Consider the following 12,776-nt stretch of genomic DNA (forward strand, 5'->3'; position numbering starts at 1 on the left):
CACACTGAAGGAGTTTTCACGCATGCTGGAGTTGCTGCGATTATTGATACCGCCGCAACTACTGGCTCCGATACTGAAACCAGTCACGCGCCTGATCATCGGTTTGATGGCTGTTCCGCTGTTTCGCTGGTTTTTGAAGCGTGTTGTCCGAGTGAACGGGCTTGATCGGGAGCTTGAGCGAGATCTTGAACTCTGGTTCCGCGGAGCGATTCTGCTGCTGGTCGCCTCGGCCAATATGGAGCAGGCCTTCTTTGGCTGGGTGCCACTGGATCTTCGAGAGGAAAAGGGCTGGATGATTCTGGCCGGTCGATTAATGCTCGCCATTGGTGTGATTGAAGGCATGCCTGATCAAGGTCTGTTTGCGATCATTCATCCCGGGCCACCTCCCTTCAAGATGCCGCCCCATGGACGTATCAAGGCGTGCTGGAGCTACTTGCCGGATCTGATTCGAGGTTTGTTGTGCAAGCACCTCAACCGGTCATCTCCTGTCTTTGCCATTATGGCTGTCTTCCAGGATGGCTGGGTCGGCTGGGCCTGTTATGGTCTGGCGATTATTCAGTACCTGATTATCGGACTGGTGACATCGCGTGATCGAGCCATCGATGTCCTCAATCAATTTGATGAAGCGATTCAAATTCAAAGGGCTCAACTGGCAGATGCTCTGCATCATTCGGCAGAACTTGAGTCGGCAGAACTTGAAAAAGAGCAGAGTGACGATTTGGAATCACCCAAAAGCACTGAGGGCGCCGCCATCGAACATCCAGTGCTTACGCCGACATCACCAGCACCGACTTCTGGTCAATAACCTCGTCGTCCAGCCATGACCGGTGGCCCTTTGGCTTCAGAGCGGCTCCCGTGCGGCAGTTTTCACCGAAGTTCCGGTATGAAATTGCTTATGACCGTTAAAGTTTCTCAAGACGACAGGTCTGATTGGTCGAATTTCATATTCAGGGGCAAGGTGTATCGACAGCAATTGCTGGAATCTCGGCAGGCCTCAGAAATCACACCGTTGAAATCAAATCGTTGAGTTCTTCAAGGCCCCATGGAAACGTCGGAGTTTAATGACATGCCTCAGTCATGGTTCAATGTCGTTGGCCTGTCATTCTCGCTCCCTGCACTGGTACTCTCTCTGGAAACCAGTCTGGCGCAGGAGGTCATTCGTTTTCAGCATGATCCGGAACTCGTCAGGCCCAAGGTGACCACAGAAAATCTGGTGCAGGAACTAGGCCCGCTCCCGCTCCTGTTTGAAGATCAGACGCCTGCGGGATCGAAGAATCCTCCCCCACCAGCACAGGCCAACAGCAACTCTGAAACGACCAGTTCAAATGGTACTGACGTCGATCGAACACAGCAGGTCTCATATTCTCAAGCCGGGCAGGAGCCAGCAATAATTCCGCCAGCCAAGTCATCGAATGCCGACCTGCCAACAGATCAATCTCCGGCTAAAGCGATGGCATCACGAAGTGCAGCGGCGGCTTACGAACAACAGGTCACTCTCGCACGTCGGAAAATTCAGGAGCGTGCAGCGCGTGAAGCTTTGGAGCGTGCCCAGCGATTGGATGCCCGGCGACATCCTGCAGCCCATGCTCCTGCCCGCCCTCCCTTCTTGAACGGAAAAGGCCAGCCCATCTCCTCCAATGGGCAGCTCGATCAAGCGCCTCAATTCACAAAATGGTAGTGGCGGTTGCCTGTGTGTTCAAAAAATAAGCCCGCGTGCTGAAATTCATCAGCACACGGGCTTATCCGTTATCTGAAGCCAGTTTTTACGGGTGCACCATCAGGAGCAAGGTGAAGCCCTGTTAGAGGATCGAACGAACCTTGGCGAGGAACTCTTCGTTGGTTTTGTATTTGGTGAGAATACGAACCATCTGCTCCATCGCTTCGACAGGGCTCAAAGAAATCAGACTGCGGCGGAGCAATGTCACCCCCTCCATCACTTCGGGAGAGAGGATCTTTTCTTCGCGACGAGTCCCCGATTTTGAAACATCAATGGCAGGCCAGATGCGACGATCTGCCAGGTCTCGGCTGAGCACCATTTCCATGTTGCCAGTCCCCTTGAACTCCTGGAAGATCACGTCGTCCATTTTGCTGCCAGTTTCGACAAGGGCTGTCCCGACAACAGTGAGTGAGCCCCCTTCTTCGAAACGACGGGCCTGGCCGAACATCTTCTTGGGAATATCCATGGCCTTGATGTCGAGACCGCCGGACATTGTGCGACCGGTGTTCCCTGTCCATTTATTGAAAGCACGGGCAGTTCGGGTAATCGAATCCAGCAGAATGAAGACATCCCGCCCTGACTCGGTGAGCCTTTTGGCCCGTTCGAAGATCAACTGGCTGACGCGCACATGGTTTTCGACTTCACGATCCATCGAGGAGGCAATGACATCACCGCGCACGCGACGACGCATTTCGGTCACTTCTTCAGGACGTTCGTCGATCAACAGCACAATCAGATAGATCTCTGGATGGTTCTTGCTGACGGCATCAGCGATCTCCTGCAGCAGCATGGTTTTGCCACTGCGGGGCGGAGCCACAATGAGTGCCCGCTGACCTTTACCGATCGGCGTCAACAAATCCATGACTCGCATGGTGATGGGGGTGGGCCCGGTTTCGAGGCGGATCTGCTCAAAGGGATTGATGGGTGTGAGATCGTCAAACCCCTTGATTTGTGCGTAATCTTCGGGTGTGCGGCCATCGATATACTCGGTTGTCCGCAGACGTGGGCCCTGCCCTCGGCTGCCCTGAACCATATCACCCTGAATCAGCACACCTTCACGCAGACCAAATTTCTGAATGATCGTGGCTGACACAAACGGATCGGTTTCCTGCGAGACATAACCGGCTTTGGGGTCGCGAAGGAATCCATAGCCTTTGGGGTGCAATTCGAGCACGCCACTGGTGGGCTCAATGACTTCCGGCCCGCGCGGAGCGGAGTTGTAATTGCGATCCTGAGGATTCTGTGACCCCCGACGCGATTGATCATAGGGGCGGTTTCCTCCCTGATTTCGCTGGTGACCACCTTGTGAGCGATTATTGTTGTTCCGGCCACGGGGATTGTTGTTTCCCTGGGGAACGAACTGTCCGCGAGGTGCCTGTGAGCCCTGCTGGCCACCATCTGAGCCACCGCGACCACGACGGCGCCTGCGGCGACGACGGCGACCTCCATCATTCGGGTCGCCTCCCTCATCACCTTCGTTGAATCCACCATGGCGTCGCGCGGGTGTGCCATCGTTCGAGTTTTCGCCCGAATAGCCTGATTCATTAAAGCTTTCGCCGGAATTGCTCTCATCGCGAGGGCCTGATCTTGGTCCCTCATCTTCAGCACCAGCGCGATTGTAAGCGTCTGAAGAAGACTCACCAGAACGAGGTGCTGGTTCAAAGTCAATGGCTTCTGATCGGTCCCTGGTTTCGGATCTGTTACTGGCTTCCGATCGATCTCGACGTGCGAATGACGTTGATTCGTCGGCAGGCCCGTCTCCGCGACTCTGGTATCGACTTGATCTTTCGCCACCAGTTCTCGCTGCCGACCGGCGTGGCCGCTGAGTACGGGAAGAGGCTTGATCTCCAGATGAAAATTCACCTTCATTCGAGGCTGAAGTTCTCGATGGACCAGCCGTTTTTGATGGCGAATCGACGTCATCGAGGCCAGAGCCGAAGTCGCTGTCGTCCTGTGCTCTGTTATCTTGTGTTTTGGGAGTATCTTGCGCTTTGGGGGCTGCTGATGTTTCGCGTGGGCTTCGCGAAGGAGCACGTCGACGCCGTGTTGCAGCCGGCTGCTCTTCATTCACTGGGAACGCATCAGCACTGGAATCTTCCTGCGACTTTCGGGATCGAGGCGATGGTGTGAAGTCTGATTCATCGACCGGATCGTAGAACATGGCACTCCCGGCTACAGGAGCTGGTTCGATATCGACCGGTGCCGGTTTGCGGCGTGAAGGTCGTTCGGCACGGGGAGCCGATTCACTGGTCGAAGACTCGCCTGCGCTGCGGGAGCCTGTTGATGTGGCTCGAGGAGTCCGCGTCCGTTTTGGCTTAGGAGGTTCCTCGCCATCAAATTCGCGGTGGAGCCCTGCGACTTCCTCAAAGACCTCTTCAATCACAGGCTTGGGTGTCTCAGCCGAGTTCTCAACATCGTCTGAGCGGCGGCGCGTTGGGCGTCGTGCCCCTGGGCGTTTTTCAGTCATGCGTAATCTCTAAGTTTCAATCTCGAAAAGTCGACATGCACGAGAGTTAATCTCAGTCGTACACATCACAGCAACAATTGATCTGCCGCCCAAAATCCTGGAGGAGTTCCGCCATTGGTCGATTTGTGCGACAGACTGAGGTCAGGAAGTCGAGGTATGGAGCCTGCCTTCCTGATGAATGGCAATTTCGAAAACCTTTGCTCACGGGCAAATCTTCAATACCGATACGAAAATCTCTAAGCAGAAATGGAGTTTGTGACAGATTTCAGGGTGATCGACGATCGGCAGTTCGCTTTATGTTCAGATCCGCCTCACATTTAGATTCACTTGGCATTGGCCTCATCATGAATGGCATGTTCCGAAAGAGTTCAGAAAACATGTGATCCGGACTCTTATAGACTCCTGTCACGATCCAGAAGCCGCTGTCAACATCCAGAAGAAAGCCACTGAAGTGATATTTTCCATCCAAGAAACTGCCAGAAGAAGGTTGATCAGCAAATCGAGCGATGTTCCTGCAATGCTGATGGCCTGTAATACTGATCGCCAGTCATGCTGAATTTCAGCAACTCCGGACATAGTGATCCCAAATACGGGATCCAGCAATTCCACCGAAAAGTACATTCAGGCAGATGATATGTTACGCCAGCGACAGATCTGCTGCCTGATACGGAAGATGTCCTGTCTCTGAACCTGTATGGATCTGGCAGAAAAAGTCAGCCAGGGATAAAACCACTATCCAGACAACACAGACCAGAAAGCACAGAAACAATCAACACATCGTTAGAACAAAGAGCACGAGTCAGTACTCAGCAATTCCATCGCACCATCTGAAATCGCCATGCAGCCTGAAGAATGTTGCATACTCAAGGCTGCACGATCTGCTCACGAATCGACGGGATTTTCTGGCAGAACCCGCCAAGGAAGGGTTCTGTCGGAAAACTTACGATTCTCAACCTGACACATCACTGTGTGGAGGTGAGAGTCAGCAGACAATTGGGGACATCAAAAACGACGATCACCCGGAGACAGTGGTCATAGACCTGCTAAGCCGACCTGGAAATCGACTTCTGTAGCCTGATGGTATCGGCGATTACGAATCTGTCAATCGTAAAGTCTTGTCCCTGATTGAACTTTTTCAATTCTATTGCAGATTCCACACTGGAAAACCCTCAGGTTGAGGTCGTATTTTCTCTGGTAGACGAATTTGAATCTGGGGGAGTTGCGCGAACTCTTTCTCCTGTATCGTCTTCATCGATTCTAGAAGGGGTTGGGTTTGTCTATTCTCGCCATCGTTTTTAAACGCCGGGTTTTCTGCGCACCAGCAATTCTACAGCGGGCATTGCTCACTGGCTTAATCCTCACCTTCACCGGAGGAACTGCTCAACTGTTGGCCCAGGAAGCGGTTCCGCATCCCTTTCGGCAGTTAGCCATTGAAGGAGGCAGTTGGCATCTCAATACTCCTGACGAAAAAGTATTGGACGACGCTTCCGCTAAGACTGAAAAGAGCCGGCTGATTCTCTCCCGGGACGGTGTGATTACGGATGTCATTCCGAACGGCGTGATTCCTCCCGGTACATCAATCATTAATGCCGCTGGTTTGCACATCTATCCGGGATGGATCAATGCCGGCCTCCCGAGTGGCCTGGAACAAAATATCCCCCTTATGCCAATGCAGGAAATGGGTTTGGAGCAGACTTCTCTCGCCCATCTCCCCAGCGATCTGCGCACTGGATTTACTCCCGACTTTGATGTCATGTCCCGGCTACCCCGAGAATTTGCCGGTACCTCGAAGCTGCGCGGAGCAGGTTTTACGACAGTCGCGATCTGGCCGTCGGGGAGAATCTGTAGTGGCCAGGGTGTGCTCCTCCAGTTGGGCGATAAGCCACCCCGTGAAGAATGGTTGGGTGCTGGCGCAGGACAGGTCTTTGAATTCTCGCCGCAGTCGTTTGGTGTCTATCCATCCACAGTCATGGGTCAGGTGGCTCTTTTCCGTCAGGTCTGGCTCGACGCCATGCGACACGAGCAGCATTTGAAGTTAGCTGCCAGCGGGAGCCCGGGGATTAGTCGTCCACCCAAAGATGCCGGGTGGGAGTCGCTGATCGAGTTCAAGCGATCGGGGCGGCCGGCGGTCATCATTGCGGATACTGCCAACGACATCGAGCGCGCGATTCGACTGGGTGAAGAGCACGGTCTTAAGGTCATCATCTGGGGAGGCAAAGAAGCCCGTCAGCAGATCGAACTTCTCAAATCGACACAGACGCCGGTGATCCTCGCACTCAATGCTGATGATGCGCCAAAAGTCGAAGAATCGCCTGCAGGTCTCGCGGGACGAGGCAAAAAACCTCCCAAGGACGTTCAGGAAAATTCGCTCCTGGAGTATCAGGAAGAACTCGATCTGGCACGAACACTTCTTCGCAGTGGAATTAAAGTCGGTCTCTCCAGCCGGAGATTCAGCGACCAACCACAGAAGTTACTCGGCGTGATTCGGAAAATGATCGAGCGCGGGCTCAAAGAGGAAGAAGCAATTGCCCTGTTAACTTCGGAACCGGCGCAGATTCTTGGTCAAGAACAGCAACTTGGTTCGATTGCACCAGGGAAGCTGGCCAACTTTACGATTCTCAATGGGCCGATCTCAAACACGAAAAGCGTGGTTCGATATGTTGTCATTGGAGGCCGGGTCTTCGAGTTTTCTCACGAGGCCAAACCACTGAGTGAGTCCGGAAAATCCGAGGACGGCAAGGCTGCTGGCAGTGATTCGAATAGCGCAGGACTAGTGAGTGGTGAGTGGCGCGTGAAAAGCACTGCTACAGAAAACTCACTCATGGCCACATTGTCGATTGTGCAAACGGGTGATCGATTGACGGGTCGATTCTCCAGTGAACAGGGAGATGGTCGAATTAAACAAGGGACGGTCAAAGGCCAGGAGGTCGAGTTCGTGGTCTCGATTGGAGCCGGTGACCGGGATGTGACCTTGGAATTCAAAGGGACAGTTCGTGGCAACACGATGACAGGTAAATTGAAATCGCTCTTTGGAACAGCGATTGACTTCACCGCCGAGCGCAAGCCTCAATCGACAAAGATCGATGGGAGTGCCGCTTTGCAGGCGATTGAAGTCACCACGATCGAAGAATCGGGGGAATCGAAGAATGAGAAACCACAAAAACCGGCAGATGCTTTGAAACCGATGCATCTGGAGGCCGCCCAAAGCGAAAAAGATGCTCAAGAAAAGGCGGCGGTTGCCAAAAAGCTTCCCGTGGAACTGAAGGCCGATCGACAAAGACGTCCCCCGTCAACGGGTGGAAACGTGCTGATCAAAGGCGGAACTGTGCTGACTGGGACGGGGCAATCGCTCGCAGGTCATGCGGTGTTGATTCAGGCGGGGCGCATCACGGCGATTGGAACAGACATTCCTGCTCCCGATGGTACGACGGTCATTGATGCCACAGGCCAATTCGTCGTTCCCGGCCAGATTGATACGCACAGCCATATGATGATGGGGCGTGGACTGGGAGGAGTGAATGAAGCCACCAACTCGATCACCTGCGAAGTCCGTGTTCGGGATATTGTGGATGGTACAGATCCTGATTCGTATCGCTGGCTGGCGACAGGGTTGACCACGGCCCGCCTGCTCCACGGTTCGGCGAATACAATCGGCGGGCAGGACGCGGTCGTTCAAATGAAGATCGGTGCATCCACCCACGATCATTTATTCCCTTTCTCTCGTCAGGGGGTCAAGTTTGCACTCGGGGAAAACGTAAAACGCAAGAATGGGCGTTTCCCGAATACGCGGCTGGGAGTCGAAGCCACCATTACCAGAGCTTTTGTCGAATCTCTCGATTATCGATCCCGCTGGATGGCTTATGACCGACTCTCTGCAGAGGAAAAAGCCAGAACGCTTCCACCAAGGCGTGATCTGCGTCTTGAAGCCTTATCAAAAATTCTTGCTGGCGAGATCCTGATTCACTCGCATTGTTACCGGTCTGATGAAATCCTCATGCTGCTCCGGGTTGCCAGTTCTCACGGAATTCGCATTCAATCCCTGCAGCATGTCCTTGAGGGATTCAAGATTGCTCCGGAAATCGCAGCCCATGGGGCCAGCACCAGTACATTTGCTGATCACTGGGCCTACAAAGTTGAGGCCTACGATGCCACCCCTTACAACGCAGCGATGTTGCTGCAGGCGGGGGCCAGTGTGGTGATCAAGAGTGATTTCCCTGTTACTCCCAATGCTCTAAACCATGAGGCCGCCAAATCCATTCGACATGGAAATGTCCCCCCCGAAGTGGCACTTCAGTTTGTGACGAGAAATCCAGCTCGAGAGCTGGGAATCGATGAGCATGTGGGCACCATCGAAGTTGGCAAACTGGGCGATGTTGCGATTTTCAATACGCACCCGATGAGTGGCTTCTCCCGTTGCGAAAAGACATTCATTGGTGGTGAGTGGTACTTCGATCGATCGAGGCAGCCGGCCGTCATGTCGGAGGCGGCTGCCAAAGCCTCTGAGAAAATTCCGGCACCAGACTGGCCTCCTGCGGAAAAGCGTTTGCCAGTGATGGAATGGCCTGAAAATCTGGGCAACGAATATCTCCTGGTCAATTGTGAGATTCATCCCGTCGATCAAGCGAAAATCAAGCAGGGAATGCTTCACATCAAGGAGGGAAAGATTCTCGCACTGGGTGAGAAGCTTGAAGCCGATCCATCCATTACGAGAATTGATCTCCAGGGAAGACGAGTTTTTCCGGGGATGATCGATGCCAGCACAACTGTCGGAATTACGGAGATCAGCCAGCTTTCTGTCACTTCGGACTACTCCGAGATTGGCCAGTTCCAACCAGATCTGGCCGCAGCGGCGGCTGTGAATCCTGATTCTGAGCATATTTTCACGGCACGATCAGGTGGAATTACTCTGGCAGGTTTAAGTCCACAAGGTGGTCGCATCAGTGGGCAGAACTCGATCATTGCTCTCCAGGGCTGGACATCGGCCGAGATGACACTCCTCCGGGATGCGGGTTTGCAGATCCAGTGGCCAGGTGGCGATTCAAATGAGGGAGCAATTCGTGAACTGAAAGCGATGTTTACTGCAGCCCGAACGTATGCGGCAGCGATGTCGAAATCACCAGAGTCTTTGCTTACACAAAGGGATTTGCGCCTGGAGGCGATGATCCCCTATGCCTCTGGAGAGAAGAAGGTGTTCATCGAAGCCAATACAGAGAAACAGATTGCGGAAGCACTTCTGTTTATCGAAGCAGAGAAGCTCCAGGCCGTGATTACCGGTGGGGCAGATGCCTGGAAACTGGCTGAAGAACTCGCCGCCCGGAAGATTCCTGTGATTGTGGGTGGTGTCATCCGGCGGCCCATTCACTCCTGGGATCCGTTTGATGCCTGTTACGCCAATGCCGGGCGTTTGCACGAAGCCGGTGTCAAGATTGCGTTTCGTTCCGATGGAGCACCCGACAGTCGCAATACACCGTTCCATGCGGCGACTTCTGTGGCTTACGGATTGCCGGAAAATGAGGCTATTCGAGCGATTACGATCTCTGCTGCCGAGATTCTGGGAGTCGGTGAACTGACTGGATCGATCACGCCCGGTAAGCGAGCCGATCTGGTGATTGCTGATGGCTCGATTCTTCTGCAGGGGACGCAGATTCATGGCGTTCTGATCGGCGGAACTGCAGTGCCGATTGATTCCAGACAACATCGTCTGGCAAAGAAGTATCAGGCTCGGTTGCCCAAACCTCCCCAGGGTGGCTTTGAAGTACGGATTCCCTAAAAAGGTCGGTGCAGAATCTATGCAGAAGTCAATCGCCTGAGCTGAACTTGTCTGCACAGATCTGGTGTTGAAAAGTCACCCAGGCGAGATCACTTGAGGGGTTGTGATCTCGCCTGAGTATGATCGATCGATGCCTTGAGTTTTAACGGACTTCGGTTTTCGCAGGGTTTTCAGCCTGACGAGTCGAATCTGAGGACTCATCGGGCAGGGCCTGAACGAGACGTTGCACATCGGTCCGTCGAAGGACTTGTTCGGTACGCATGTAACGACGTGGGTTTTCTTTGAATCGATCACGCGATTCGCGAGAAACGAACAGGAAGAGACTGTCATCATAAAACGCTGCGAACTGAGTTGAACCACTGACGGCTTTGGTTGTGTCCCATAATACGACGGGGTCACATCCCAGAAGTTTCGGCGCAAACTGTTCGGGTGTCAGTTTGAAATCAGCCAGCTCTTGTTCTGAGGCCATGAAGTAAGTGATTCCCTGATGATCCCACGCGAAACGGCTGTCACCTCGCATCCATTGTCTGGCTCTTTGCAACGCCACTGGACTGAAACCGTCCAGTCCAACGTCATCAGCATTAGACATCGATTGTGAGGGAGCCGATTTGCGTTCGAAGTTCTGATTCCCGGGAAGCGTCGCTGGTGTCTTGTTCTGCATCCTTTGAGCCGGTGCAGCCTGGGCCACGCTCATCGAGTATTTTTGAGCCACTCCGTCAATCATCGACGTGTAGGCTCCGACATCGAGATAGTTCTCGGAATGCAGGAGAACTTTTCCGTTTCTGGGATCGATCATGACATCGGCGGGCAACCCCCGGACGCCATACTGTTGAACGAGTTGTGGATTCTGATCGGAGTCGACTTTCACAGCGGCCACAGAGCTGCGCAAGAGCTGTTGAACTTGAGGATGAGGAAAGACACCCCGCTCCATCTGTTGGCAAGGTCCGCACCATGTGGCTGAGAAATGCAGCAGCACGGGTTTGTTCGCGCGATTGGCTTCCTGGAGTGCTGTGTTATAGCTGCCCAGCCACACACTCCCCTGCCCTCCCTGTGGATACTGCGCCCAGGCCGATTGTCCTGTGATTAAGACCATGAGAACCATTCCCATCGATCGCAGTGCTTTCTGGAAAGCCACGATTCGGTTGGAACAGATAGAGGACTGTGCATCCAGGCTTGAACAGTGCAGACATGAAGAGAGCATGAGTGGGCGGCTCCGAAGACAAATCCGATTTGCAGCATTCACACTGCAACCACTCAACCTTGCCTCATGAAAAAGTTGCCGCCGTCAGGAAGTTTCTTCGGTGAAGAGAATGTTGAGAGAACTCGACAGAGACTGAGTTTTGCTCTCTTTAAGGGCGCTTTGGCGCATAAGTAGAATTGGAGATCTGGGTAGAGTTTGACGAGGGCAGATCGTGTTTGGCTTCTTGCGAGATGTTTTTTGAAGGATCGATTCAGGAACATTCTTCACCAGAAGACAGCCGCTCTGCCTGCTACTGAATTCCCTGTTTCCGGTGGGTGGGACTCAACTTTTGATTCAGCAGGATGATTTGACGAGGGGAGTTTGGCCAGGTTAAGGAAGTTGGACAGCAGTCGGTGGCCACCTTGTGTCAGTATCGATTCCGGATGAAATTGCACTCCAAAAGTGGCATGGGTTCGATGGCCAACGGCCATCAGGACGGGGATATCGTGTGGTGCATCGAGAGTCCATGCCAGTGGCTCCAGTTCGTCTGGCAGATCATGATGATCAATCACCAGTGAGTGATAGCGGCCGGCTTGAAAAGTTTCTGGCAGACCATGGAAAAGTGCGTGGCCTTGATGAGTGACGCTTGAAGATTCTCCATGGAGGGGACGATGTGCCCGCACAACCTTCCCACCAAATGCAGCACCAATCGCCTGATGACCCAGGCAGATGCCGAGTATGGGAATCTGCCCTGATAGTTGCTTGATGACTTCCAGAGAAATCCCCGCTTCTGTAGGTGAGCATGGGCCAGGTGAGATGACAATGGCAGACGGAGCCAGCTCGATGATCTGCTGGATCGAAAGGAGATCATTTCGGACGACACGAACGCTCTGCCCAAGCTCGACCAGATAGCGGGCGACGTTCTGGACGAAGCTGTCATAGTTGTCGATGATCAGCAGCATGTGACACTTATCAGGCGTGGTCGATGGGCGGTCTATGGTGGCCAACGTGGCATCACGAAGATAGCATCACATGCCCTTCAGAAGGAACAATTGGACGCAAATAGGTCTTTACTCGCTCGAATGGGGTCGAGTCAGAGCCGTAAGCATTCCGGAGGCTTTGGTTAATGTCTCCTCGAACTCTTGAACCGGGTTGGAATTGACAACAATCCCTCCCCCGACTCCCAGTTGCAGCCAGCCCTCGCTCGCGATGAACGTGCGAATGAGAATACTGCTGTCACACCACAGATCGGGCGTCATGTAGAACAATGTTCCCGTGTAAGGGCCTCGTGTGGTGGGTTCCAGTTCTGCAATGATTTCCGTCGCTCGAACTTTCGGTGCCCCCGTGATTGAACCACCGGGAAAACAGGCTCGCAAGGCATCCCAGGAGTTGAAAGGTTCCGAGAGTTCTCCTGTAACAACACTCACGAGATGTTGAACAGTCCGATAGGTCTCCACTTCGCACAATGCAGGAACGTTCACACTGCCAGCACGACAAACCCGCGAGAGATCGTTTCTCAGCAGATCCACAATCATGACATTCTCGGCGACATCTTTGCGGCTTTCTCGCAATTCATCGCGCAAAAACAAATCCGCTTCAGCACCTTGCCTCCGGCGTGTCCCCTTGATGGGGCGTGTCTCAA

The 12,776-nt window shown here is 53.5% G+C and carries 8 protein-coding genes; 3 read left to right on the plus strand and 5 right to left on the minus strand.

From position 1 onward, the window contains the following. Positions 1-22 precede the first annotated feature (22 nt). A complete protein-coding gene (locus A6X21_RS23130) occupies positions 23-805 on the plus strand; it encodes a DNA topoisomerase I (RefSeq protein ID WP_068853371.1) in 783 nt (260 codons plus the stop codon). A gap of 261 nt (positions 806-1,066) precedes the next feature. Beyond that, complete coding sequence (locus A6X21_RS23135) at positions 1,067-1,678, plus strand: hypothetical protein (RefSeq protein ID WP_131818514.1); 612 nt, start codon at positions 1,067-1,069, stop codon at positions 1,676-1,678. Between the two features lie 121 nt (positions 1,679-1,799). Here A6X21_RS23135 and rho read toward each other — a convergent pair whose 3' ends face one another. Next, positions 1,800-4,184, minus strand: coding sequence for a transcription termination factor Rho (gene rho / locus A6X21_RS23140; RefSeq protein WP_240490379.1), 2,385 nt, complete (start codon positions 4,182-4,184; stop codon positions 1,800-1,802). 405 nt (positions 4,185-4,589) lie between these two features. After that, on the minus strand, positions 4,590-4,793 hold the full coding sequence (locus A6X21_RS23145) for a hypothetical protein (RefSeq protein WP_131818515.1): 204 nt from the start codon (positions 4,791-4,793) through the stop codon (positions 4,590-4,592). Positions 4,794-5,457: 664 nt separating this feature from the next. Between A6X21_RS23145 and A6X21_RS23150 the strand changes: the two genes are divergently transcribed. Further along, positions 5,458-9,954, plus strand: a complete 4,497-nt coding sequence (locus tag A6X21_RS23150; RefSeq protein WP_131818516.1) for an amidohydrolase family protein — start codon at positions 5,458-5,460, stop codon at positions 9,952-9,954. A gap of 142 nt (positions 9,955-10,096) precedes the next feature. Here the strand turns inward: A6X21_RS23150 and A6X21_RS23155 are convergent, their stop codons facing one another. From A6X21_RS23155 to A6X21_RS23170, 3 genes are all read right to left on the minus strand, one after another. Further along, the gene (locus A6X21_RS23155) at positions 10,097-11,047 is read right to left on the minus strand and encodes a thioredoxin family protein (protein ID WP_068853375.1); all 951 of its coding nucleotides are present in this window, start codon (positions 11,045-11,047) and stop codon (positions 10,097-10,099) included. A gap of 371 nt (positions 11,048-11,418) precedes the next feature. Then, entirely contained in the window at positions 11,419-12,096 is a 678-nt protein-coding gene (locus A6X21_RS23165; protein WP_068853378.1) for an anthranilate synthase component II, read from the minus strand. Positions 12,097-12,204: 108 nt separating this feature from the next. Next, on the minus strand, positions 12,205-12,776 hold a 572-nt coding region (locus A6X21_RS23170; protein ID WP_131818517.1), incomplete at its 5' end, for an anthranilate synthase component I family protein.

The organism is Planctopirus hydrillae (assembly GCF_001707835.1).
In the GTDB taxonomy this organism is placed as follows: Bacteria; Planctomycetota; Planctomycetia; order Planctomycetales; family Planctomycetaceae; genus Planctopirus; species Planctopirus hydrillae.